The 24,688-nt window shown below is 71.4% G+C and carries 15 protein-coding genes; 7 read left to right on the top strand and 8 right to left on the bottom strand.

What is annotated here, in order from left to right; all coding sequences use genetic code 11:
* The first annotated feature begins 157 nt into the window (after nucleotides 1-157).
* Both BGM09_RS03265 and BGM09_RS03260 read left to right on the top strand, forming a co-directional pair.
* Nucleotides 158-601 (top strand): ribonuclease domain-containing protein, encoded by a 444-nt coding sequence (locus BGM09_RS03265; protein ID WP_188279842.1) that lies wholly within the window; start codon nucleotides 158-160, stop codon nucleotides 599-601.
* On the top strand, nucleotides 598-960 hold the full coding sequence (locus BGM09_RS03260) for a barstar family protein (protein ID WP_188279841.1): 363 nt from the start codon (nucleotides 598-600) through the stop codon (nucleotides 958-960). The genes BGM09_RS03265 and BGM09_RS03260 overlap by 4 nt, the downstream gene beginning before the upstream one ends.
* 76 nt (nucleotides 961-1,036) lie before the next feature.
* Here BGM09_RS03260 and BGM09_RS03255 read toward each other — a convergent pair whose 3' ends face one another.
* Together BGM09_RS03255 and BGM09_RS03250 are read right to left on the bottom strand one after the other, a co-directional pair.
* A complete protein-coding gene (locus tag BGM09_RS03255; protein ID WP_188279840.1) occupies nucleotides 1,037-2,101 on the bottom strand; it encodes a FecCD family ABC transporter permease in 1,065 nt (354 codons plus the stop codon).
* Nucleotides 2,098-3,138, bottom strand: coding sequence for a FecCD family ABC transporter permease (locus BGM09_RS03250; RefSeq protein ID WP_188279839.1), 1,041 nt, complete (start codon nucleotides 3,136-3,138; stop codon nucleotides 2,098-2,100). Before BGM09_RS03250 ends, BGM09_RS03255 begins: the two co-directional genes overlap by 4 nt.
* 245 nt (nucleotides 3,139-3,383) lie before the next feature.
* Between BGM09_RS03250 and BGM09_RS03245 the strand changes: the two genes are divergently transcribed.
* Nucleotides 3,384-4,442 (top strand): iron-siderophore ABC transporter substrate-binding protein, encoded by a 1,059-nt coding sequence (locus BGM09_RS03245; RefSeq protein ID WP_188279838.1) that lies wholly within the window; start codon nucleotides 3,384-3,386, stop codon nucleotides 4,440-4,442.
* 133 nt (nucleotides 4,443-4,575) lie between these two features.
* Here BGM09_RS03245 and BGM09_RS03240 read toward each other — a convergent pair whose 3' ends face one another.
* From BGM09_RS03240 to BGM09_RS03215, 6 genes are all read right to left on the bottom strand, one after another.
* Nucleotides 4,576-5,679 carry a Rieske 2Fe-2S domain-containing protein gene (locus BGM09_RS03240; protein ID WP_188279837.1) on the bottom strand — a complete coding sequence of 368 codons (1,104 nt, stop codon included), beginning with the start codon at nucleotides 5,677-5,679 and terminating at the stop codon, nucleotides 4,576-4,578.
* A gap of 40 nt (nucleotides 5,680-5,719) precedes the next feature.
* Nucleotides 5,720-6,772 carry an MDR family NADP-dependent oxidoreductase gene (locus BGM09_RS03235; RefSeq protein WP_188279849.1) on the bottom strand — a complete coding sequence of 351 codons (1,053 nt, stop codon included), beginning with the start codon at nucleotides 6,770-6,772 and terminating at the stop codon, nucleotides 5,720-5,722.
* A 115-nt stretch (nucleotides 6,773-6,887) separates the two neighbouring features.
* Nucleotides 6,888-8,525: a phytoene desaturase family protein gene (locus tag BGM09_RS03230; RefSeq protein WP_188279848.1), complete on the bottom strand. Its 1,638-nt coding sequence runs from the start codon at nucleotides 8,523-8,525 to the stop codon at nucleotides 6,888-6,890.
* An 8-nt stretch (nucleotides 8,526-8,533) separates the two neighbouring features.
* On the bottom strand, nucleotides 8,534-10,252 hold the full coding sequence (locus BGM09_RS03225) for a phytoene desaturase family protein (protein ID WP_188279836.1): 1,719 nt from the start codon (nucleotides 10,250-10,252) through the stop codon (nucleotides 8,534-8,536).
* A complete protein-coding gene (locus tag BGM09_RS03220) occupies nucleotides 10,239-19,838 on the bottom strand; it encodes a non-ribosomal peptide synthetase/type I polyketide synthase (RefSeq protein WP_188279835.1) in 9,600 nt (3,199 codons plus the stop codon). The genes BGM09_RS03225 and BGM09_RS03220 overlap by 14 nt, the downstream gene beginning before the upstream one ends.
* A 125-nt stretch (nucleotides 19,839-19,963) precedes the next feature.
* Nucleotides 19,964-20,791, bottom strand: a complete 828-nt coding sequence (locus BGM09_RS03215) for a sterol desaturase family protein (protein ID WP_411158247.1) — start codon at nucleotides 20,789-20,791, stop codon at nucleotides 19,964-19,966.
* Nucleotides 20,792-21,239: 448 nt separating this feature from the next.
* On the opposite strand from BGM09_RS03215, the gene BGM09_RS03210 reads away from it, so the two are divergent.
* The 4 genes from BGM09_RS03210 to BGM09_RS03195 form a co-directional block, all read left to right on the top strand.
* Nucleotides 21,240-21,722: a hypothetical protein gene (locus BGM09_RS03210; RefSeq protein WP_188279833.1), complete on the top strand. Its 483-nt coding sequence runs from the start codon at nucleotides 21,240-21,242 to the stop codon at nucleotides 21,720-21,722.
* A 470-nt stretch (nucleotides 21,723-22,192) separates the two neighbouring features.
* Nucleotides 22,193-23,632: a GuaB1 family IMP dehydrogenase-related protein gene (locus tag BGM09_RS03205; protein ID WP_188279832.1), complete on the top strand. Its 1,440-nt coding sequence runs from the start codon at nucleotides 22,193-22,195 to the stop codon at nucleotides 23,630-23,632.
* Between the two features lie 85 nt (nucleotides 23,633-23,717).
* Nucleotides 23,718-24,176: an Lrp/AsnC family transcriptional regulator gene (locus BGM09_RS03200; RefSeq protein WP_188279831.1), complete on the top strand. Its 459-nt coding sequence runs from the start codon at nucleotides 23,718-23,720 to the stop codon at nucleotides 24,174-24,176.
* A 132-nt stretch (nucleotides 24,177-24,308) separates the two neighbouring features.
* A partial coding sequence (locus tag BGM09_RS03195; protein WP_188279830.1) for a PRC-barrel domain-containing protein occupies nucleotides 24,309-24,688 on the top strand: 380 nt, incomplete at its 3' end.

Below are 24,688 nucleotides of genomic sequence, written 5' to 3'. Positions count from 1 at the left end.
CGCCGACCGGCCCGGCACCGACCCACGACGGACCGGCACCGACCCACGACGGACCGGCACCCGCTCACGGCTGACCGGACCGACCTGCGGGCACCCGTGAGGGACCACCCCGCGCCGTTCCGCGCTGGAAGTGATCAGGTGTGGCAGCATCGTCGGCATGCTGCTGCGGTCCGTTCCACGCGCGGGCGCCGCCGTGCTCGCCACCTGCCTGCTCGCTCTGCTCGGGGTGCTCCTCGGCGGCTGCGCGAGCCCCACCGTGGTCCCGGCCGCCCACAGCTCCGGGCGGGCCGCCCACGCCTCGTCCACCCCCGCCTGGGCCGACGGCCACCACGTGGTGCACCCCGCCGACCTGCCCCCCGAGGCCCGCACCACGCTGACCCTGATCGACCGCGGCGGACCGTACCCGTACAGCAGGGACGGCATCGTCTTCGGCAACTACGAGAAGGAACTGCCCGCCAGGACCCGCGGCTACTACCACGAGTACACGGTGCCGACCCCGGACGCCCCGGACCGCGGCGCGCGGCGGCTCGTGACGGGCCGCAACGGCGAGATCTTCTACACCTCCGACCACTACCAGAGCTTCGAGGCGGTGCTGCGATGACCGCCACCACACCGCCGGGCGACGCCCTCGTACTGGATCTGACCGGTGTCGCCGACCGCCAGTCCTTCATGGACCGCTGCACCGAGCGGCTGCACCTGCCGGACTGGTTCGGCCGCAACTGGGACGCGCTCGCGGACTGCCTCACCGACCTGTCGTGGTGGCCGGTCGGGTCCGACGGGCGGCGGCTGCGGATCGAGGGCTGGCAGGATTACGCGGCGGCCAAGCCGCGCGAGTGGCGGATCGTGAAGGACATCCTGCGCGACGCGGAGACCTTCTGGCGCGATACCGACACCGAGCTGACGGTGGAGCTGGAGGAAGACGCGGACGAGGACCCCGAGGAGAGCGACGTCCGTCCGTAGGCGCGGGACGCGTTCGCACGCACATATGACGTACGTGCGGCTGGGCGTTGGCCTGAGCGGGAGCCGACCGCCGTGGTCAGTTCTGGCGCCACAGGAGCCACATCAGGTAGAGGCCGCCGAGGGCTCCGGTCAGGAGGCCGACCGGGATCTGGAAGGGGGCCAGGAGCCGCTGGGCCAGATAATCGGCTGTGCACAGGAGCAGGGCTCCGGTCAGCGCGGCTGTCGCCACGGGCGTGCCAGGAACGCGGGCCAGACGGCGTGCCAACTGCGGGGCTGCCAGGGCGAGGAAGCCGATGGGGCCGGCGACGGCGATGGCGGTGCCCGTGAGGGCCACGCCGACGAAGAGGGCGGCGACGCGGACCCGCTCGGTCCTGATGCCGAGCCCGGCCGCGGTGTCGTCGCCCATCTCCGTCATGCGCAGGGGGCGGGCCAGTACGGCGGTGGCGGCGAGCAGCACGGGGAAGGCGAGCGCAGCGGGTGCCACCTGGTTCCAGGTGATCGCGTTCAGACTGCCGAACGTCCACGCCTTCGCGCTCTCCGCCGACTCGATGTCGGCACGGGTGATGAGGTAGTCGTTCACGGACGCCAGCATCGCCCCCATCGCGATGCCGGTGATCACCAGGCGACTGCCGCCGGTCCCGCCCCGCGCGCTGGACATCAACTGGACGAGTACGGCGGTGGCCAGGCCGCCGAGCAGCGCGCCGCCGCCGGTCCCGAGCCCCGTGCCCGCGCCGCCCGCACCGCCCGCGAGGAGAACGGTCAGCGCTCCCGTGGTCGAACCGGTGGTGAACCCGATGATGTCCGGGCTCCCCAGCGGGTTACGGGACAGCGTCTGGAACAGGGCGCCCGCCAGCCCCAGCAACGCGCCGACCAGCAGCGCCGCGCAGAGCCTGGCCACCCGCTGGTCGATCACGATGAAGCGGTCGGTGGTGTCGCCGCCGCCCGCCAGCACCTCCAGCACCCGTACCGCGCTGATGTGGTAGGTCCCGGTGAACACGCTCAGCGCGCACACCAGCAGGCACGCCGCCGCCATGCACAGCCCGGTCCGGTACGACCTGCGGGCGATCCGTACCGACCTGCCGCCCGGCAGGGCCAGCACCAGATGCGCGGCGCGGCGGGTAGCCTCCGCCCCCGGCCTCATATCCGTACCGCTTTGGTCCGGTTGGCGAGCCACATCAGGACCGGTGCGCCGATGAACGCCGTGACGATGCCCGCCTCGATCTCGCCCGGCCGAGCCGCCACCCGTCCCGCGATGTCACTGGCGAGGACGAGCGCCGCGCCCGCGGGTATCGCGTAGGCGAGGAGCCAGCGCACGTCCGGGCCGAGGAACATCCGCAGCGCGTGCGGTACGACGAGTCCGACGAACGCGATCGGACCGGCCGCCGCCGTCGCGGCTCCGCACAGCAGGATGACCGAGGCGAGGCCCGCGGTACGCACCACACCGGTACGGACGCCCAGGGCGGAGCCCTGGTCCTCGCCGAGGGCAAGGGCGTTGAGCGCGGGGCCGAGCGGCAGGGCGAGGGCGGTCCCGGCGGCGACGAAGGGAACGGCCGCGACCAGCGCGGGAGTTCCGCGGTTCTCCAGCGCGCCGACCACCCAGAACCGGTACGAGTCGAAGGTGTTCGTGTCGAACATCGTGAGAATGCCGGTGACCGCGCCCAAGGTGGCCGACAGGGCCGCGCCCGCCAGCACGAGTCGGGTGTGCGCCCCGGCGGACGCGCCGTGCCGGGTGAGCCCGTGGACGGCGAGCGCGGCCAGTACGGCGCCCGCGAAGGCGAACCACACGTAGCCGGACGTCCGCGTCACCCCGAACAGCGAGATGGCCAGGACGACGGCGAAGGACGCGCCCGCGTTCACTCCGGCGAGTCCGGGTTCGGCCAGGGGGTTACGGGTCAGCGCCTGCATCACCACCCCCGCCACGCCGAGCGCGGCGCCCACGACGCAGCCCAATACGGTGCGGGGCATGCGCAGTTGCCAGACGATGGCGGTCTCGGTGGCGTCACCTCGCCCGGTCACGGCCCGCCACACGCCGTCCAGCGGGACGGTGCGCGAGCCCACGGCGAGGCTGACCAGGGCCAGCGCGGTCACGGCGAGGACGCACGCCACCCAGCCCAGGACCAGCCTGGTGTTGCGAGCGTCGCGTCGCGGGCGCGTCCGGTCGCTGTCGGGCCGGCCCACCGCTGAGGCGTACGGCTGTTGTTGCCGCGGCTCTTGTCGCTTCCGTCGCCGCGCCCGCGGCAGTTCCGAGGTGGTCTTCACTGGTGGTGTTCTCTCCGATGGCGCGGCGACACGTCTCACGTTCCCTGAGCGATCTGAGCGATCTGCATGACCTGAGGGATCTGCATGGCCTGTGTGGCCTGTGTGATGCAGCCCACCGGTCGACCGACCGAGCGCACTACTTAGGTAAGCCTAAGCTATCCTCCATGAGCAGACTCAACCACCGTCAGGTCCTGCGGCTCGTCTCCGTCACAGCTCTGGGCGCCCTGGTCGCCCTTACCGGCTGTTCGGGTACGAAGACGGACAACAGCGCCGGTACGGGAGGCAGTTCCCCGTCTCCGACCGCCGCGTCAGGCACCCACACCTCGCCCCGGTCCGTTCCCGCGGGCATGGGCAGCGGCGCGAAGGACGGGGTGTTCCCAAGGACCGTCGCGCACTTCGAGGGCAAGACCGCCCTCACGACGGCCCCGAAGAAGGTCGTCGTCATCTCCACCGGCCAGGCGGACGCGCTGCTCACCCTCGGGATCGTGCCGGTGGCCTCCACACGGGGCGACGGCGCCGACCTGATCCCCGCCTACCTCAAGACGGCGTACCCGAGGGACGCCAAGGCGATCGCGTCCGTCGCCGATGTCGGCACGCGCTTCGAGCCGAGCCTGGAGGCCATCGCCAACGTCAAGCCCGACCTGATCCTGATGAACACCGCGGGCAAGGACGCCAAGGCGCTCTACACCTCGCTCAGCGCCCTGGCCCCGACCGTCGCCACCCAGGGCACCGGCCTGTACTGGAAGCAGGACTTCCTGCTGCTCGCCGACGCCGTCGGCAAGACGCAGGAAGCACAGGACTTCCTCGACCGCTTCCACGCCGACGCCGCCACCCTCGGCGAGCGGTTGAAGAAGCCCGTCACCGTCTCCTTCCTCCGCATGAACGGCAACCGGCTCAGGGTCTTCGGAGTCCCCTCCTTCACCGGCGGCATCGCCGAGGACGCCGGACTGCAACGCCCCACCAGCCAGCGGTTCGCCAAGACCTCCGAGGACATCAGCAACGAACAACTCGACCGCGCCGACGCGGACTGGCTGTTCTACGGCGTCCAGAACGCCGCCACAAAGTCGGCCGCCCTCCTCAATGCCCCCCTGTGGCCCACCCTGCGTGCCGTCGCCGACAAGACCGCAGTCCCCGTCGACGACGACGTCTTCTACCTCAACACCGGCCCCACGGCCGCCCGCGACGTCCTCGCCGTGCTCCAGGAGCGGGTCGGCGCACAGTAGCGCCTGAAGGCGCGCAGCCACGCGGGCACCCGCACCGTCATCGAACGCGCCTCGGCGTCAAGGCTTCCGCAGTCCCCTTCCGGTTCCTGAAATCCAGGCGTCAACTGTCAGGCAGTTGCCCGCAGACGTCGGGTCAGCAGCCTCCCGAGGCACCCGACAGTGCCGTTGATGACAGCACGACCTTCCGGTCCGCCTCGGGCGAGGCGATCTGGGTCGGGGGGTAGAACTGGCGGGACCAGTGGCGAAAGGGGCCGATGGGGCCATCGCCCTGGGCCAGGCGCGGCGGGGACTGGTACTGCTTGGTGTCCCAGATCGGGAAGTCCTCGGAGACGAAGGTGCGGCTGGCGCGGAGGGCGGTGCCGCTCAGGAGGCGGGGTGCCGTGCGGGTCAGGAGGCGGGCGAGAGGCGCGGGGAGCGCGCGGGGGGCGGAGAAGGCGATGCGGCACGACTGACGGAGTTGGAAGCGGTTCGGGGCGATCATCGTCGGCAGGATCATCGAGCAGGTGCGCAGGCCGATCCGGGGGATCGCCGTGCAGACGTGGAGTCGGCTGATGCCGCTGCCCTCCAGCGTCACTTCGAGGGCGGTGTCGCCGAGCAGGGGAAAGCGTTCACGGACCCGGAGCGAGACGCGGAAGCCGCGGTCCTCGAAGGAGACGGGCTCGGTCAGCTCGAAGTCCCGCCAGCCGTGCAGGGCGGAGAAGTGGCCGAGGTCGACGGCGTTCTCCAGCGCGTCCTGGGCGTGACCCGAGATCTCCCAGGTGGTGGTCCGCGGCGGTACGTGTCCGAGGGTGTGCAGGGCGGGGAGCTCCCACTGCGGCGGCGCGTCGTCGTGGTGCCGCCATACGTAGACGGCGTCGTCGGCCTCGTGCACCGGCAGCCGGGTGAGGGCGGCGGACGACGGCGGCGCGCCGTACGGCGTACGTACGCACGTACCGTCCGGGCCGAAGGCGAAGCGGTGGAAGGGGCAGACCAGGTCGTCGCCCTCGACGTCGGACAGGCCGAGGTGGGTGCCCAGGTGCGGGCAGTACGGGCGGACGGCGCGCACGGCGCCGTCGCGGAGCCGGTAGAGGACCACGTCCTCGCCCTGGAGCGGGCGGGTCAGGACGGTGCCGGGCGTCAGCTCGGCGGAGTGGGCGACCGCGAACCAGCCGTCGGGGTACGGCATGGCGGGCGGTCGCCCGGCCGCGCGGGTGGGCCCCTCGGTGAAGCGCTGGGCCTGCTTGAGGCTGAAGGTCATGATTCCTCCGGGGTGGTCGTAGGGCGGGGCCGCACCCGCTTCACAGCTCCACCAGCACCTTGCCGCGCGAGGCCGCCCGGTCGGCGTAGAGGCTGCGGTAGGCGTCGGGGATGGCGTCGAAGCCCTGGTGGACGGTCTGCCGGTAGTGGATCTCGCCGCGTCGGACGGCGCCGCCGAGTTCGGCGTGCAGCGCGGCCCAGTTGTCGTCGGTGAACCATTCGGGCGCGAAGATGCCGCGGATGGTGGCGCGCGGGAACATGATGTAGTTCAACAGCCGTGGCCCGTGCCACTCCTGGCCGACCTGGCTGGACCACTGCCAGCTGACGGCGACCTGGCTGCCGACGTTGAGCATGCCGAAGACGATGTCGGTGAAGCCGCCGCCGAGGTTGTCGAAGTACTTGTCCACGCCGTCGGGCGCCGCCTTCAGGAGCGTTTCGCGTACTGCCTCAAGGTCGTCCCCGTGCCGGTACTCCAACACCTCGTCGAAGCCCAACTCGGCCAGATACCCGGCCTTTTCGGGGGTTCCGGTGGTGCCCACCACGCGCGCCCCGGCGCGCTTGGCCAACTGGCCCACCAGTGAGCCGACTTGGCCGGACGCACCGCTGACGACCACGGTGTCGCCGGGGCGGACGCTGAAGAATCTGGTCATCGTGCCCCACGCCGTCATGCCGGACCCGCCGAGCACGCCGAGCGCCGCGGACAGCGGCAACACCTCGTCGTAGTGCGCCGGTTCCAGGCGGCGGAAGGCCGGGAAGACCATCGGGAAGGTCCCGGTCCACTGCCAGGCCGCGCCGTCACTGACGACGTGGCTGCGCCAGCCGCCGAAGCCCTGGACCAGGTCGCCCACCGCGAACCGGGCGCTCGGCCCGGCCTCGACGACCTCCATCACCGAGTCGGCGCCCATGTGGTCGCCGATCGGGGTGTCCAACGCGATGCCGTGCAGGTACGGGTCGACCGACACGTAACGCGTGCGCAGCAGCATCTCGTCGTCGGCGAGGGCGACTTCGACCTCCTCGGTCACCTTGCGGTACATCCGCTCGACGTCGGGGACTCCCTCGACGTGCTCCTGGACGATCCACTTGTCGACCTTCACCTTGTCGGCCCTGGGAGGGTGACTCGTCACGGTGGTGGCTCCTTCGGGTTCGGGCTTCACGATGGGACGGATTCGGGCTTCGTACGGCGGTCGGTCGGCGCTCGGCGCTCCGGTATCACGGACCGACCTCCTCGAAGACCTGCGTCGGCGACGGCGCGCTCTCGTCCACCGCGGCGCGGAACGTCCGGCCGTCGTCCCGGCAGACGTACTGCATGACGTGCCGTCCCGCCGCCGCGGCCCGGATGAGGCCGCCGCTGGTGGCCCACACCCCGGAGAGGTAGAAGTTCCGCAGGCCGGGCAGGCCGGGCCCGTGCTTGCGGATCTGCTCTTCGACGGCCTCGCCGCTGGCCATGAAGGGCTGCCAGCCCAGCACCGTGCCGTCGTGGTTGCCGGTGTAGCGGACCTGGGTGAGCGGGGTGGACACGTCCCGTACGGCGACGGTCTGCCCGATGCCGGGGTAGTGCCGCTCCAGCACTTCGACGACGGTGTCCCTGACCCGCCGCTTGGCCTGCTGGTACGCGCGCCCACGCCCCACCGCGAGGGTGTGCGTCTCGACCCCGCGCCGCACCCTGCTGGACTGCTCGGGGCCGGTGCTCAGCGCGCGCCAGGGCGCGATGTCGCAGAAGTAGCTCGCGTAGACCACGGCGGTGCCTGGTGGCGAGAGTTCGGGGTAATGGCGGCTGCGGAACTGCACGTTGAGGCTGGGGTGCCTGATGCCGGTGAGCCGGGCGGCCTGCTCGTCGTCGAGGAGATAGGTGGAGCACGGGTCGCCGTGCGGGAAGGGCGCGCGCAGGCCGAGGAAGACGGTGACGTAACCGGGGAAGACCATCTCGGTGTCGTGCACGGTGCGGGTGTAGAGCGTGCGGTAACCCTCGTCCAGATAGCGGCCCTTGAGCAGGTCGAGCGCGGTGGTACGGCCGTCGCACGCGGACACCACGATGTCGGCCCGCCGCTCGCTGCCGTCGCTCAGCCGTACGCCGACCGCGCGGTCGTCCTCGACCAGGATCTCGGTGACCTTCGCGTTGTAGACGATGTCGCCGCCCAGCCGCTGGTAGCGCTGCTCGACGGAACGGGCGAGGGCGAGCGAGCCGCCCTCGGGAACCCCTGCGGACCGGTTGGCGTGGCTGGCCAGTTGGAACCAGAACGGCAGCAGCGGGAAGCTCGGGTGCTTCTCGTAGAGGATGTAGTTGAACGCGTCACGCAGCAGCGGCTCGCGGAACCGCGCGGAGAAGTCCGTCATCGGCTCGGACATCGCACGGCGTAGCATGTTCGCGTACGGCACGAACCGGGCCAGCATCCGCAGCCGCTCCCGGCGGCCCATCAACGGAACCGGCGTGAGGAACGGGTACTTGGTCAGGCAGGTGCGGAAGGCGCGCAGTCCCGCGCAGAAGCGGCGGATCAACGGGCCGTCCTGCGGCGAGAGTTCGAGCAGGTGGGCCTGGAGCCGGTCGGGGTCGGAGTAGAAGCGCACCGCGCGGCCGTCGCGGCTCACGACGGTGTTGAACGTCTCGAAGGTCCGCATCCGCTTGCCCTGGATCGCACCCAACTCCAGCCAGATCCGGTGCATTTCGTTGCCGGGGCCGGAACCGAGCAGCCAGCTGACCGTGGGGTCGAAGGTGTACGCGCCCCGGTCCCACGCGGTGCAGCAGCCGCCGGGGATCTCGTGCATCTCCAGCACCGTGCTGGAGTAGCCGTTCATCTGTGCGTAGCAGCCGGTGGAGAGCCCGCCGAGGCCGCCGCCGATGACGATCATGGTCTGCCTCATGCCGGTGCCGCTCCCGAGATGACGTCTGAGATGGCCTGCGAGGTCGTTCCGGGCGCCGCCGACGGGTGAGCCGCCGTGCCCGAATACGTGGCCCCCGTCCCGAGTTGCGGCAACTCCCCCCACTGGTCCGGGTGCCAGGGCGTGCGGTCCTGGCTCGGCCAGGCGCGAAAGGGCACTCCGAGTTCGTCGCACAGATAGCGGATGACGAAGCGCCCCGCCGACGCGGCGCGGATCAGCCCGCCGCCCGCGACCCACTGGCCGGTCATGGAGAAGCCGCGCAGACCCGGCAGCCGCATCCGTTCCCGGCCGACGAGCCGGTCGGTCAGCCGCTCGGCGTCCGTGAAGGACTTCCAGGCCAGGATGCTGCCCTCGTGGTTGCCGGTGAAGCGGCGCAGCGTCACGGGGGTGGCCACGTCGATCACCTCGACGCGCTCGGCGGTGCCGGGGTGCTGCCGTTCGAGGAATTCACGTACGAAGTCGGAGACTTCGCGCTTGCGTGCCCGGTACGCCTTGCGGTCGGTCGTCCGCAGCTCCTGCCACGAGGCGAAGTCGCTGAAGTACGTGCAGTGCGCCACCGACCCGCCGGGCGGCGCGAAACCGTCGGCGTACCGCGAACGCACCTGCACCACAAGGCTGTTCTGACGTACGGCGGGCAGCCGGGCGCTGTCCCGCGGGCCGAGCAGGTAGGTGGTGCTGTGCGGGACCTCGGGCGGGAAGTCCCCGGTCAGGCCGACGAAAGCGGAGACCACGCCCGGATACGTCGACTCAGGCTTGTGCAGGGCCTCGTCGTACAGCTCCCGCGTGACCTTGCTGCCGTACCGGCCGCCCAGCAACCGTTCCAGCACGGTCGGGCCGTCGCACGCCGCGATCACATGGTCTGCGAACTCCCTTCTGCCGTCCTTGAGTTCGACGCCGACGGCACGGTCGCCCTCGACCAGGACGCGGGTCACGGCCGCGCGGTAGTCGATCCGTCCGCCGAGCCCGGTGTAGCGCCGCTCGACCGACCGCGCCAGCCCGAGCGAACCGCCCTGCGGGAAACCGCAGTTGCCGCGGTGGGCGGCGGCCATGGTGAACAGGTAGGGCAGCAGTGGGAAGACCTCGTGGTCCTGGAAGAAGACATACGGGAAGGCACGGCGCAGCAGCGGGTCCGTCAGCCGCTCGCAGAAGGTTTCCATCGAGGTGGCGCCGGTGCGCCAGAACAGCCGGAAGGCGGGCAGTACCGTCCGCAGCAGGTCGAGCCGCTCGCGCACCGAGCGCAGTGGCGGCGGGGTCAGGAAGGGGTAGAGGTCGATGGTGCCGAAGCGCCTCAGGTCCCGGCAGAAGGCCCGGATGTGTGGGGCGTCCGCGGGGGCCAGCTCCAGCAGGTGCCGCTCCAGCCGGTCCGGGTCGTTGTAGAAGCGGACCTCGCGGCCGGCCTCGTCGACGACCCGGTTGAAGACCTCGAAGTTGGTGATGGACTTGCCGTCCAGCGCGCCGAGTTCGCGCCAGATTCGGTTGGCGTCGTTGCCGGGAGCGGTGCCGATCAGCCAGTCGACGCAGTAGTCGAACAGATAGCCCTCACGCGCCCACGCGGTGCAGCAGCCACCGGGCAGCACGTGCTTCTCGAAGATCCGCGACTCCATGCCGCTCATCTGCGCGTAGCAGCCGGCGGCGAGGCCGGAGACGCCCGCGCCGATGACGATGACCCGGGGGCGGTGGCGCTCACGCTCGGCCATGGTCACTCCCGCCGGGCTCGGCTCCGAACTCCCATGCCGCACGCGCCAGTTCGGCGTTGCGTCGCAGATGCTCGCCGTCCAGCATCTCCGCGTGCGTCCCGGAACCCCGCACCACCTCGGTGCGCGTCACCGAACTGCCGTGCCACGCCCCGTACGCCCCCGGCGCATGACCGGGCAGCGCCTCAGGGCTGGCGATGACGGTCAAAGGGGCATTGATCGTGCCGACGTTGGGCGTGCGGGCGCAGAACTCCAGGTAATCCCTGGCTTGTTCCCTCGTCTCGGCGGCCACGATCGACGACCCCGTGTGCCGGTGCAGATGCTCGGCGAGTTCCCGGGCGAAGGCGGTGAGATGCTCCGGACCGGCCTCGTACGCCTCGGGGATGCGCAGGGAGTCGAGGATGACGACGCCCAGCACCGTGCGGCCCCGGCGCTCCAGCTCGCGGGCGGTCTCGAAGGCGAGGTTGCCGCCGAGTGAGTAGCCGACCAGTGTGGCCGGGCGACCGTCGCCGCTCCGTTCCACCAGGTCGGCGTAGCGTGCGACGCGGTCGTCGCCGCCGAGGTGGTTGAACGCGACGACCGGCCGGTCGGGGAACAGCTCGGCGAACTGCCGGTAGACCAGCCCGTGGCCGCCCGCGGGCGGGAAGCAGAAGAGCGAACCGCCCCGCGTCGCGGACTCGTTGAAGCGGAGAAAGGGCTGGCTGCCGTCGATCCGCCCGGTGACGACGTCCTCGACTGCGCGCGCCATGCCGTGCAGGGTGCTGCCGCGGAAGAGCGGGCCCACCGGCACGTTCACCGCGAAGTCGGTCCGCAGATGGTGGATCAGCTCGATGAGTTTGATCGAGCTGCCGCCCAGCTCGAAGAAGTCCTCTTCCAGACCGACCTTCTCGACCCCGAGCACGGTCTTCCAGTGCGCGGCGGTGCGCACTTGGTACGCCGTGACCGGCGGATCGTGGCGGTCCGACGCCGGGTGCGGGCCGGGCGTCGGCAGGGCCGCGGTGTCGAGCTTGCCGTTCGCCGTCAGGGGCAGCGCGGGCAGCAGCGTGATGGTCGACGGCACCAGATACGTGGGCAGCCGCTCGGCCAGCCGCCGCCGCAGCGCCCTCGGGTCGGGCGACTCACCCGCCACCGGGACGCAGTAGGCGCACAGCACGTCCTGCCCGCCCGCGTCAGGTCGGACGGTCACGCACGCCTGGGCCACCTCGGGCACCGCGCGGAGGTGCGCCTCGATCTCGCCGGGCTCGATCCGATGGCCGCGCAGCTTGACCTGCCCGTCCGCGCGGCCACGCAGGTGGATCAGCCCGTCCGCGTCCCAGTGGCCGAGGTCGCCGGTGCGGTAGAGCCGTCTGGGCCCGCCGCCCAGGTCACGGGAGACGAAGCGCTCCGCGGTGCCTTCCGGATCCCCGGCGTAACCGTCGGCGACCCCGCCGCCGCCGATCCACAGCTCGCCGGTGACCCCGGTCGCCACGGGCTCGCCGTGCCGGTCCAGGATGTACACCTCGCTGCCGGGGAAAGGCCGCCCGACGGGCAGCGTACGGCCCGGCTCCAGCCCGTCGTCCGGGCCGTCGAAGTACGTGCTGTCGATGGTGGTCTCGGTCAGGCCGTACGAGTTGACCAGCCGGGTGTCGGGGCCGCACAGGGCGCGCAGCCGCCGGTGCTCCGCGACGTACCAGGTGTCCGAGCCGACGATCAGCATCCGCATGAAGTCCAGGCGCGCACCCTCGCCTTCGCAGTACGCCAGCAGCCCGCGCGCGACGGCGGGGACGAATTCGGCGTGGTCGACGCCCTCCTCGCGCATGGTGCGGTGCAACAGCGCGCTGTCGAGCAGCAGTTCGCGCTCGGCGAGCACGAGCGTCCCGCCGGAGCAGAGCGCCCGTACCCAGTCGCCGGTGAACACGTCGAAGGCCGGGCCCGCCATCTGGAGGTGCACGCCCGGCGCGTCCTCCAAGCGGTATTCCGTACGCCAACCGGCACAGGCCGAAGCGAGGTTGCGGTGGCTGACGCGTACGGCCTTGGGCCGGCCGGTGGAGCCTGAGGTGTGGATCACGTACGCGGGTTGGCTCGGGTCCGGGGTGTGGTCAGGAGCCTCCGACAGGTCGGGGGCCGCGAGGAGGTCCGGCGACGGCGTCGGTTCGGCGGCCCGCGCGGTGCGGGCGGCGAGGTCCGCCGCGGGCAGCACCGGGACCGAGAAGGTGCCAGGCCGGTCGGCGATCACCAGCATCGCGCCGACGTCGGCCGCCAACTCGGCCCGGCGGTCGGCCGGATGGTCCGGGTCGAGCGGCAGATACGCGCCGCCCGCCCGCAGCACCGCGAGCAGGCTCGCCACCAGCTCGGGTGACTTGCGCAGGCACACCGCGACCACAGAACCCGGCCCGACGCCCAGTTCGCGCAGCCGTCCCGCCATCCGCAGGGAAAGGCGGTCGAGTTCGCCGTACGTCAGCCGCCGCGCGGGGCCGAGGGCCGCGGGCAGCGACACCGCGACCGTCCTCGGGCGCTCGGCGGCGGCCTTGGCGAACAGCTCGGTGACCAGCGGCGCGTGTTCCGCCGGACGGTCGGCGCCGCTCCAGGTGGCCAGCACGCGGGTGTGCTCGGCGTCGCCGAGCATCGGGATACGGCTGACCGGCCGGTCCTCGGTGGCGCCGGTCAGCCCGGCGAGCAGAGTCCGGTAGTGGTCGGCGAGCCGCCGCACGGTCGCCGCGTCGAACAGGTCGGTGTTGTACTTCAGCACGCAGTGGAAGCAGCCGTCGGAACGGTCCTCGTACACGGACAGGGTGACGTCGAACTGCCCTTCCTCCTCAGGCAGTTCGATGTACTCCAGCCGGTGTCCCCAGCGCTCGGCGGCGACCTTGTGGGTGAGCAGGATGAACATGGCCTGGAAGACGGCCGACCGGCTCGGGTCGTGCTGGAGGCCCAGCTCCTCGACCAGCAGCACGAACGGGTACTCCTGGTTGTCCAGCCCGCCGAGCACGGTCTGCCGCACCTGGCTCAGCAGTTCGGCCACGGTCGGGTCGCCGCCAAGACCGACGTACAGCGGCAGCGGGTTGACGAAGTAGCCGTAGACCCCGGCGTCCTCCTCGCGGGTCCGCCCGGAGACCGGGCTGCCCACGATCAGGTCGTCCTGCCCCGACCAGCGGTGCAGCAGCAGGTAGTAGGCGCTGAGCAGCACCATGAACGGGGTCACGTGGTGCCGACGCGCCAGCGCGTGGACGGCGGCGCTGAGCTCGGCGTCGAGCCGGAAGAACTCGGAGGCGCCGCTGTGGGTCAGCACCGGCGGGCGGGGGCGGTCGGTGGGCAGGGCGAGTGCCGGGATCGCGGCGGGCAGGTGGCCGCGCCAGTAACCGAGCATCCGCCGGGCGTCAGGACCGGCCAGGAAACGGTTCTCGTGGTTGACGAAATCCAGATAACTGCCCCGCACGGGCGGCAGGTTGGCCGGGCGGCCGTGCCGCAGCGCCTCGTAGACCGCCAGCAGTTCCTCGATGAAGGTGAAGGTGGAGATCGCGTCGGAGACGATGTGATGCACCGCCTTCATGATCACCCAGCGGTCCGGTCCGCGCTGGAACAGCCGCAGACGCACCAGCGGGTCGGTCTCCAGGTCGTACGGCCTGCGGTACTCGGCGACGATCATCCGGCGGACGTCGTCCCATTCCAGCCCCTCGACATCGAACAGAGCGGTGTCCGGGCGTGGCCGGTCGCGGACCAGTTGAGTGGGCCGACCGTTGTCCGGCGTGATGTTGGCCCGCAGGCACGGGTGCCGTTCGAGCAGGACGCCGAAGGCGGCGAACATCAGGTCCGGGTCGAGCGCGGTCCGCACCTCGACGGCGCCGCCGATGTTGTACGCGAAGGCGTCCGGATTGAGCTGTTTCAGGAACCACAAAGCTTTCTGATTGTGCGTCAGTGGGTAGCGGGCGGGATCGGTGTGCACCTCGGGATCGGGGTGGATCTCCACCGCCGTCGTAGCGGTTCCGGAGTCCTGCTCCGCTGTCACCTCGCTCAGCGAGTCGTGCAGTTGAAGGACGAGGAGTGCGACGCGGTCGCTCAGCAGCGCCACCACCGGCAACGCGACGCCGAGTTCGGCCTGGACGCGGGCGCGCAGCTCCATCGCCAGCAGGGAGTCGAGGCCGAGCGGGTTCAGGCTCAGTGCCGGGTCCACCCGCTCGGATTTGACCCGGAGCACCCCGCAGACCAGGTCGGTGAACCACTCGGCCACCAGGGCGTGGCGTTCGCTCTCGGCCGCTGCCCGGAAGGCGGCGGGCAGGCCCTGCGCGGATGCGGCGGCAGGGGCGGCCTCGGCCGCGGCCTCGACCAGGCCGGCCACCAGCGCGGGAGGCGCGGCGTACCACGACTGGAAGACGGTCCAGTCGACCACCGTCGCTACCAGCAGTTGCGGGCGGTCCTGGTCGATCACCCGCTCCAGCACGGCCATGCCCGCGGCGGGTGGGAGCGAGCTCATGCCGCGCGCGTTCCGATAGTGGTCGACCAGGCCGAGTTCCTCGATCATGCCCGTCGCCCACGGGCCCCAGTCGATGCTGAGCGCGGGCAGGCCGCGAGCCCTGCGGTGATGGGCCAGTGCGTCCAGAAAGGCGTTGCCCGCGGCGTAGTTGGCCTGCCCCGCGGTGGTCAGCAGCGACGCGATGGACGCGAACAGCACGAAATGGTCCAGCGGTTCGTCCCGCAGATGCCGGTGCAGGAGAAGCGCCCCGACGGCCTTGGGCACGTACGCCGCGTCGAAGGACGTCCGGTCCAGATCGCCGATCCGGGCGTCCATGACCTGTCCGGCCAGGTGGAACACCCCGCGCAGGGGCGGCAGCCCCTGCCGCCGGTGGTCCGCGAGCCAGCGCGTGACGGCCGCCTCGTCCGTGACATCGAACGGCGCGGGCATCGGGAGCGCCCCCAGCGCTTCCAACTCCCGCAGAAATGCGACCCGTTGGCCGGGCGCGGAGTCCGGGTCGAGGTCGGCCCAGTGCTCGCGCGGGGGGAGCTGGGTGCGGCCGACCAGGACCAGTCGGCGCGCGCCGCGGCGGACCAGGGTGCGGCACAGCAGCCGTCCCAGCGCGCCGAACGCGCCCGTCACCAGATAGCAGCCGTCCGGGCGCAGCCGCACGGGGAGCGGCCTGGTGAGCCCTGCGGGTCTGGCCAGCGCGCTGACCAGACGCCGCCCCGCGCGCAGCGCGACCTCCTCGGCGCCGCCGACCGCCAACTCCTGCAGCAGCGCGTCGGCCTCCGCGCCGTGATCGGCCTTCGGGCCGAGGTCGAACAGGGTGCCGCGCTGCGCGACCATCTCCTGCTGGCCCAACACGCGCCCGATGCCCCACGCGGGCGCGCCGAGCGGTTCGACGGTGTCGGCGGCGTCCACCGCCTGGGCGGCGCGGGTGACGATGTGCAACCGCCCCGATGGCCGCGCTTCCGGCAGGACTTGGGCCAGGGCGACCAGTGAGTAGCCGCCGAGGGTACTCGCGGTGGTGAGCGATGCGCTGCCGAGTGTCGCGGTGTGCGTGGCGCTGTCGTGCCCGGTGTCGGTGGTGTCGGTGGCGTCGAGAGGCGGCAGATCCAGGTTCCACAGGTGCAGGACGGTGTCGTACGAGCCGTCCAGATCGGCGAACAGGCGACGCAGGTCGTCCGCGTCGCCCGGCCGGACCGTGGAACGTGAAGGTCCGTGGTGGTAAGCCGCTCCTGGCTGTACGAGATGGCAGTCGCCGCCGACGGCGCCTACCCGGACGGCCAGTTCGTGGGCGAGGCCCGCGGAGTCCGCGGATTCGTCGGAGCCGGCCAGGACCACCAGCCGTGCGGGCGGCACACCGCTCGCCTCCAACGGCGCTTCGTTCCATACGGGTTCTGCCAGCCAGCTGTCGATCGAGGCCAGCCCCACGGCGCCGCTCGCCTGCTCGATGTCGGCCGCGCGGAAGCCCGTCACATGGCCGAGCGGGGCGCCGTCGTCGGTGAAGAGGGCAAGGTCGCCGGTGAGTTCGGCCCCACTGTCCTTGGTGACGGTGGCGTACGCCCAGAACGGCTCGTCGCCGAGCCGGTCCAGACTCACCTCCGCGACGGACAGTGGCAGTCGGATGCCGCCCGCCGGGCGATCGGTGAGCAACCGCGGTGCCAGCAGGGCGTGGAAACAGGCGTCGAGCAGCGTCGGGTGGGCGTGGCTGTCGGCCGCGTCGACCGGCGCCGACTCGTCCGGGGTGATCCGGGCCAGGGCCTCGCCGGGGCCGATCCAGATCTCCTCGACGCGTTGGAAGGCCGGGCCGTAGTGGTAGCCCGGTTCGGCCAACTCCTCGTAGAAGTCGTCACGTTCGAGGTGCCGTACCGCACGGGCACGGATCGCGGTGAGGTCCGGCGGCACGGCGGCGGGGAGACGGGACCGGGCGGCGCGTACGGTGCCGGTCGCGTGCACGGTGCGCTCGTCGGCGAGGGCCGACGACGCGGCGGCCCCGGTCTGCCCGGTGGCCGAGGCGATGGTGAAGGCCGCGGTGTCCTGGTCGAAGTGCAGTTGCACGGTGGAGGTGAGGGCGTCCGACAGGAAGAGGGCGCGGGGGAGTTCGATGTCGGCGAGCGCCGCGCGCGGGGAACCGGTCAGTACCCGTACCGCCTGCGTGGCCATCTCCAGATACCCGGCCGCAGGGAAGACGGTTCTGTCCTGGACGCGGTGGTCGGCCAGATACGGCAGCCGCTCGATGTCGAGGCGGGCCTCCCAGGCGGGTTGGGCGCTCGCGGTGCGGCGGCCCAGCAGCGGGTGGTCCAGGCGGCCTAGCCGTACCTGCTCGACCGGCGCGGGCTCGGTCCAGTAGCGGTCCCGCTTCCACGGATAGCCGGGCAGCGGCACCGGGCGCCCCGCGGGGTGCAGGGCGGCCCAGTCCACCTCGACGCCGTGGTTGTGGAGTTCCGCCAGCGAACGGGCGACCGACTCCGGCTCGTTGCGATGGCGGCGGATCGACGGCAGCGCCGTACCGTCCAGGTCCCGGTGGTCCAGGCACTCGCGGATCGCGTGCCCGAGCACGGGGTGCGGGCCGATCTCCAGGAACAGCCGGTGGCCGTCGTCGGCCAGCAGGTCCACGGCGGCCCGGAAGCGTACCGGGTCACGGACGTTGCGCCACCAGTAGGCGGCGTCCAACTCCGTTCCTACAGCTCGGCCCTCACGAGCCGTCAGGTAGAGCGGCAGCCTCGCCGTATCCGGCTTGAGGTCGGCCAGCACGGAGAGCAGCTCGGCGCGGATCGGCTCCATGCGGGCGCTGTGGTACGGGACTTGTACGGGAAGCGGCCGGGTGAAGACCTGTTCCCGTTCCAGCTCGGCCGCGAGCAGACCGAGTGCGGCCCGGTCGCCGGAGAGGGTGATGTCACAGGGGCCGTTGACGGCCGCCACCGACACCAGGTCCGTGAAGTCCGGTCGGCCGCCGATGCCGCTCAGGGCCTGGAGGCGCCGTACGGCCTCCGGCTCCGACAGCCCGACCGCCAGCATTCCGCCGGTACCGGCGAGCCGGTGCTGCAACCTGCCCCGGTTCAGCGCGACCGCGACCGCGTCGGCCAGTCCGTACACCCCGGCCTCGTGGAAGGCGGCGATCTCGCCGGTGGAGTGCCCGACGACGGCGTCCGGGCGTACGCCCCGACTTCGCCACAGTGCGGCGAGACCGGCCTGGACCGCGAAGTTCGCGGGCTGTGCGAGCCAGGTCTCCGCCATCCGCGACTCGGTTTCGTCGCGGGCCAGTTCGTCCAGCAGCGACCACCCGGCCTGGCGGCGGATCTCCGCGTCGCACTGATCGACGGCCGCGCGGTAGACCGGCTCGGCCTCGTACAGGCCGCGGCCCATGCCCCACCACTGTGGGCCCATTCCGGTGAACACCCATACCAGCCGCCGGTGTTCGGGCTTCCTTCGCCTGCCGGACACCACCCGCGGATGCGGCTCGCCGTTCGCGTACGCGGCCAGGGCCTCGTCCAACGAGGTCGCGTCGTCGGGGGAGTAGACCACCGAGAGCCGGTGTTCGTGGTGTTCGCGGCGGCGCGCCAGGGTGTGGCCGATGTCGGTGAGCGCCGCCGAAGAGCCGTCGGACGAGGCCAGTTCGCGGCGGATGCCGCTGGCGACCTCGGGCAGGACGTCGGCGGAGCGCGCGCTGAGTGGCAGCACGGTGCGGGCCGGGGCGGGCAACTCGGTCCGCCGCGCGCGCGGTTGGTGTGCGGGCGCCTCCTCCAGCAGGACATGGGCGTTGGTGCCGCCGAAGCCGAAGGAGTTGACGCCCGCGCGGGCCGGACCGTCGTGCGCGGGCCAGGCAACCGCCCGCGTGTTCACGTCGAAGGGCATTGCGGCCCAGTCGATCGCGGGGGTCGGCCGCTCCAGGTTGATGTGCGGCGGAATCGTCCGGTACTTGAGCGCCAGCACCGTCTTGATCAGCCCCGCGACGCCCGCCGCCGCCTCGCTGTGCCCGATGTTGGTCTTCACCGAGCCGACGTACGCGCGGTCGCCCGGCCGTCGTCCGATCGCCAGGGCCCGGCCCAGTGCCGCCGCCTCGATCGGGTCGCCGACCGGTGTCGACGTGCCGTGCGCCTCCACGTACTGGAGCCCGCCCGGCTCGATGCCCGCTTCCGCGCACACCCGCCGGATGAGGGTGATCTGCGCGTCCGGGTTGGGCACGGTGATGCCGTCGGTGCGGCCGTCCTGGTTCACCCCGCTGCCCAGCACGACCGCGTGCACGGGGTCGCCGTCCCTGACGGCGTCCGCCAGCCGCTTGAGCGCCACCACACCGACGCCCTCGGCCCGTACGTAACCGTCCGCCGCCGCGTCGAACGCGCGCGAACGGCCTTCCGCGGAAAGGAAACCGCCCTTGGTCTCGGCGATCGTGTACTGCGGCGCCAGGTGCAGCAGGGCGCCGCCCGCGAGCGCGAGATCGGTCTCGCCGCTCATCAGGCTCTGCCGCGCGAGGTGCAGCGCGACCAGCGAGGAGCTGCACGCGGTGTCGATCGAGACGCTGGGGCCGCGGAAGTCGAAGCTGTGCGACAGGCGGTTCGACACCATCGTCATCATCGTGCCGGTCGCGGTGTGCGGGGACAGGCTCTCGAAGCCGAGGTCCGAGAACTGGAGGATCTTGTAGTCCAGCGTGAACGCCCCGACGAAGACGCCGACTTCACGCCCGGCCAGCTCGTCGGGCCGCTGACCGCCGTCCTCCAGCGCCTCCCAGGCCACCTCCAGCAGCTTGCGCTGCTGCGGGTCCATGTGCGCGGCCTCGCGCGGGCTGATACCGAAGAACTCCGGGTCGAATTCGTCGACGCCGTCGATGTATCCGCCGCGGCCCGCGACCAGCCGCCCCGGTTTGGCGGGGTTTTGGCTGAGCAGGGTGGCGGTGTCGTAACGGCTGGCGGGGGTCGCTGTGACGCAGTCCCGGCCCTCGACGAGGTTGCGCCAGAAGGTCCGGTGGTCGCGCGCCCCGCCGGGGAAACGGCAGCCGATGCCGATGATCGCGATGCGGTCCTCGGCGTCGGGGGCGGACGGGCCCTCGCGGTGCCGGGCATCCGTGGTGTTCTGCGCGTCCGAGGTGCCCGGGGAATCCCGGATGTCAGGGGAGTCCTGGGCGTCCTGGGAGTCGTCGTGGAGCGAGCCCGTCATGGTCCAATCCGTGGGTCATGCAGCCGCGGCGCGCGGAGGCGGGGGAAGCGGGGCGGGGCGATGCGTAAGGCGGTGCGGAGGGCGGTGCGGGGAGGCGGCTGTCCCCCGGAGTTCGGTCCCGCGGTTCAGAGGGACGATTCGGCGCCGGATCCGGCGGCCGGACGCCATGGGTGCAGGAGGTTGGCGAGTACGTCGCCGGTGGGCGGGAAGGCGTGCGGGTCGTCGAGTCCGACGGCCACGGGCGCCCGTCCCGGCCGCCAGGTGAAGCTGCCGAAGGCGTGGTCCCAGATCGCGAAGTCCGAGCCGTAGTGGCCGGCTTCGGCCAGTACGGTGCTGTGGTGCAAACGGTGCTGCTCGGGGCTGGCGAGCACATGATTGAGCGCACCGAGGCGGACGTCGACGTTCGCGTGGACGAAGTACCCCTGGGCGACGACGAAGAGCGTGGCGCAGAAGACCGACGCCGCGGAGAACCCGACCGCGGCGAGGGTGAGTTGGACGATGAATTGCGCGACCAGGATGTCCAGGAGATGGTTGACGCCGTTGTTCGTGACGTTGACCTTGTCCAGCGCGTGGTGCACCCCGTGGAGCCGCCACAGCCAGCGGTTCTGGTGCGACCAGCGGTGGGAGAGGTACTTCGCCAGCGAGCCGGTGAGCAGCGCGAGCGGGATCTCGACGTACAGCGGGAGCGCCGGGTGCGGCGCCGCGAGCCTGGTGACGACGGCCGAGACCAGTAGTTGGGCGACCGCCCCGCCGGTCATCGTCAGGATGAAGTAGATGCCGTAACAACGGACTTCACGTCCGCTGGGGTGCCACTCCGGGCGGTACGGGATGAGGCGTTCCAGCAGCCACAGGTAGCCGATACTGCCGAATTGGCAGGCCACGACGGCCCGTCCCGTGTCCCAGCCCTCGGCCAGGGTCGCCGCACCGCAGGAGGCCACGGCGAGGAGGAGCACCGGATACGCGGCCCACCGCAGGACGGCTGAAAATCTGAAGAGCGGACCGTCTGATGTTCCAGTGCGCAATGCCGATCCTCCTTGTTCAAACGGAAAGCGAATAACGCAACGGAGCCGGAGCGGATTCGAGCATAAGCATGTGCCGGTGGAACATGCGAATTCGTCGTGACGCTTCCGGCGTATTCCTATGACCAGCAGGTCAATTGCGATACGTGGACGATGAATCGGCGCAGTCGGCCATCCGGTTGGTTCGCGCCTCGGGCGGTGTGTGCGCCCTGTGCGGGGTTGTCCGGTGCGGGGGCCGGTGCGGGGCCGGTGCGCGCCCCACACGCTCCCGGCCCGCGCCCGACACGCTCCGCCCGCCGGTCCGCAAACGATCTTGCTCGTGTGTGGTCAGCTATGCCCGTTCATATCGGGTGAACGGCCCGATACCACTCAAGGAGGTTCAATGAAGCGCTCTGTCCTGTTCAAGCGAGGCGCCGCCGGAATCGTGGCGGCATTGGCCCTGACCGCAGGCGTACCCGGCCTCGTGGCCAGCGCGGCGGCGGCCGCCGTCGCCGTCCCGCACCCGGTCACCCTCGACTTCAGCAAGGACATGCCCTCGGGCTCCACTGCCGACTCGGCCTTCGGCGAGCACGGCGCGGTCCGCGACGCGGACGGCGCCTCGGTGGGCGGCGCCGTGATCGGCTGCAACGACATCTCCGGCGTCAAGGGCGACGTCATCCTCTGCACCGGCATCATCGACCTCTACAACCGCGGCGAGATCAGCTTCACCGTGGGCAACCTGGTCAAGCCCGACCACACCTCGGCCCGCACCGTCGACGGCGTCATCACCGGCGGCACCGAGGAATTCGAGGGCATCAGCGGTCAGATCCACATCACCGCCACGTCCGACGGCGTCTACAAGGCCGAATTCGAGTCCAAAGCCTGATACCCCCGGGCGCCGACCGTCCCGCGGTCCCGCACCCCGTGCGGTGTCGATCCACCGCGATAGCTGGTGCGGAATGGGCGCGGTCTCTTCAAACGGTCTGGACAACAACAAAGCCCCAGGTCTTCGACCTGGGGCTTCTTCAAAGAGCGGACGGAGCGGCAAAGAGCGGACGGAGCGGCGCTGCCCGACTCGACCGTGCGGGGGTGACACCGCACTCGCTCCGCCGCTCCGCCGTTCCGCCGCTTCCTCGTCTCGAACGCCGTCGCGGACGGGGCCTCCCCTCCTGGAGGTCGCCCGCAGGCCGGGCACTCTACAATTCAGATAACCGCGGACATCTATGGTCACCCGACCCCAGGCTCGGACGAGAAGCTGAAGCGTGTGATGGACGAGGTACTGACCAGTGCCACCGTGCTGGTTCCGTGCTGACTTCGGCTCGCCTGCATGGCAAAGCCGCAGGTGGGAGCAAGAGCGTGCGTTTCCTCAACGATATCCAGCCTCCGTACGACCTGACGTACGACGACGTCTTCATGGTGCCGAGCCGCAGCGCGGTCGGTTCCCGCCAGGGTGTGGACCTCAGGTCCCCTGACGGGACGGGCACCACCATCCCGCTGGTCGTGGCCAATATGACGGCCATCGCGGGCCGCCGGATGGCCGAGACCGTGGCCCGGCGCGGCGGCCTCGTCGTCATCCCGCAGGACATCCCCCACGACGTCGTCGCCGACGTCGTGGCCTACGTCAAGCAGCGCCATCTGGTGCTGGACACCCCGATCACGCTCGCCCCCTCCCAGACCGTCGCCGACGCGCTGTCCCTGCTGCCCAAGCGGGCGCACGGCGCGGGCGTGGTGGTCGAGGACGGGCGGCCGGTCGGTGTCGTCACCGAGTCCGACCTCAGCGGTGTGGACCGCTTCACGCAGCTCTCCGAGGTCATGTCCAGGGACCTGCTGCTGCTCGACGCGGACATCGACCCGCGCGAGGCGTTCAACCGGCTGGAGGACGCGCACCGCAAGCTGGCGCCGGCGGTGGACGCCGCGGGCCTGCTGGTCGGCATCCTGACCCGCAAGGCCGCGCTGCGCGCCACGCTGTACGAGCCCGCCGTCGACGCGAACGGGCGGCTGCGGATCGCCGCGGCCGTGGGCATCAACGGCGACGTGGCGGGCAAGGCCGAGCAGCTCCTGGACGCCGGGGTGGACACCCTGGTCGTCGACACCGCGCACGGCCACCAGGAGTCGATGCTCGCCGCGGTGCGCGCCGTGCGCGCGCTCGACCCGCGGGTGCCGATCGTGGCGGGCAACATCGTGGCCGCCGAGGGCGTCCGCGACCTGATCGAGGCGGGCGCCGACATCATCAAGGTCGGCGTCGGACCCGGCGCCATGTGCACCACCCGCATGATGACCGGCGTCGGCCGCCCGCAGTTCTCCGCCGTCATGGAGTGCGCCGCGCAGGCGCGCGAGTACGGCAAGCACGTCTGGGCCGACGGCGGCGTCCGGCACCCGCGCGATGTCGCCATGGCACTGGCGGCGGGCGCGTCCAACGTGATGATCGGCTCCTGGTTCGCCGGTACGTACGAGTCGCCGGGCGACCTCCAGCAGGCCGCCGACGGGCGGCTGTACAAGGAGTCCTTCGGCATGGCCTCGGCGCGCGCGGTCCGCAACCGTACGAGTGAGGAGTCGGCGTACGACCGGGCCCGCAAGGCGCTGTTCGAGGAGGGCATCTCCACCTCGCGGATGTTCCTCGACCCGGCCCGGCCGGGCGTCGAGGACCTGATCGACTCGGTCATCGCCGGGGTGCGCAGCTCCTGCACGTACGCCGGGGCCGCCTCGCTCGACGAGTTCGCGCAGAAGGCGATCGTCGGTATCCAGAGCGCGGCGGGGTACGCGGAGGGCAAGCCGCTGCACGCGAGCTGGAACTGACGGGCCGTCGCTCCCGGCGGCCGTACGGCCGTGGCGCGGGGGCCCTTGGTCCCGAGTCGCCGGAGATGTCTCTATCCTGCGAGCTGTGAAGCCGCTCAACGATCTCGACGAACGCATCGTGCACGCCCTGGCCGAGGACGCCCGGCGGTCCTACGCGGACATCGGCGCCCACGTGGGCCTGTCGGCACCCGCCGTCAAACGCCGGGTGGACCGGCTGCTCGCGGCGGGCGCGATCACCGGCTTCACCGTACGGGTCGACCCCGCCGCACTCGGCTGGCAGACCGAGGCACTGGTGGAGCTGTACTGCCGCCACAACACCTCGCCCGCCGACATCAGGCGCGGCCTCGCCCGCTACCCGGAAGTCGCGTCCGCCTCCACCGTCACCGGCGAGGCGGACGCCGTGGTCCAGGTCTTCGCCTCCGACGTGCGGCATTTCGAGCAGGTGCTGGAGAAGATCGCGGGGGAGCCGTTCGTGACCCGCACCAAATCCGTGCTGATCCTCTCGCCGCTGCTGCGCCGCTACGGCGGGGGCGCTCCGGAGTGAGGGCGCGGAATGCGCCTGCCGAGGCATAAGTTGGGTAATGTCGCAAATCATGCGAATTGTGGCTGAAGTCACCCGATCGGGGTACAACGGGTACTGAGGCCAGATCGGCCCCGGCAGCACGAAGGAGGCGACATGATCACGCGTGAGCAGATACCCAAGGTCATGGGCCATGCGGTGCATGACGCTCAGGGGAAGAAGATCGGCGAAGCCGCTCACCTGTACCTGGACGACGCCACGGGCGAAGTCGAGTGGGTCGCGGTGAAGACCGGTTTCTTCGGCAACAACGAGACATTCGTGCCGACGCGTGCCGCCCGCCTGGTCGAGGACCATCTTGAGGTTCCGTACGAGAAGGACCAGGTCAAGGGCGCGCCCAATGTGGACGTGGACTCGGGCGGACACCTCTCGGCGTCTGAGGAGCAGAACCTCTACCGCTACTACGGCATGGAAGCCAGGTCCGGCGGGTCCGTGGGCCGCGCCGCGAACGGGCCGAGCGCCGGGACCGGAGACGCGAA

The organism is Streptomyces sp. CBMA29 (assembly GCF_014596445.1).
Classification (GTDB): Bacteria; Actinomycetota; Actinomycetes; order Streptomycetales; family Streptomycetaceae; genus Actinacidiphila.
The sequence above is the reverse complement of the archived record's forward strand: the minus strand, read 5'-3'. Positions and strand labels throughout refer to the sequence as shown.

What these genes read in the sequence shown, in the direction of transcription:
- BGM09_RS03265 (WP_188279842.1), top strand. Translation starts at nt 158, where the DNA reads ATGCTGCTGCGGTCCGTTCCACGCGCGGGCGCCGCCGTGCTCGCCACC.
- BGM09_RS03260 (WP_188279841.1), top strand. Translation starts at nt 598, where the DNA reads ATGACCGCCACCACACCGCCGGGCGACGCCCTCGTACTGGATCTGACC.
- BGM09_RS03255 (WP_188279840.1), bottom strand. Translation starts at nt 2,101, where the DNA reads ATGAGGCCGGGGGCGGAGGCTACCCGCCGCGCCGCGCATCTGGTGCTG.
- BGM09_RS03245 (WP_188279838.1), top strand. Translation starts at nt 3,384, where the DNA reads ATGAGCAGACTCAACCACCGTCAGGTCCTGCGGCTCGTCTCCGTCACA.
- BGM09_RS03240 (WP_188279837.1), bottom strand. Translation starts at nt 5,679, where the DNA reads ATGACCTTCAGCCTCAAGCAGGCCCAGCGCTTCACCGAGGGGCCCACC.
- BGM09_RS03230 (WP_188279848.1), bottom strand. Translation starts at nt 8,525, where the DNA reads ATGATCGTCATCGGCGGCGGCCTCGGCGGGCTCTCCACCGGCTGCTAC.
- BGM09_RS03225 (WP_188279836.1), bottom strand. Translation starts at nt 10,252, where the DNA reads ATGGCCGAGCGTGAGCGCCACCGCCCCCGGGTCATCGTCATCGGCGCG.
- BGM09_RS03220 (WP_188279835.1), bottom strand. Translation starts at nt 19,838, where the DNA reads ATGACGGGCTCGCTCCACGACGACTCCCAGGACGCCCAGGACTCCCCT.
- BGM09_RS03210 (WP_188279833.1), top strand. Translation starts at nt 21,240, where the DNA reads ATGAAGCGCTCTGTCCTGTTCAAGCGAGGCGCCGCCGGAATCGTGGCG.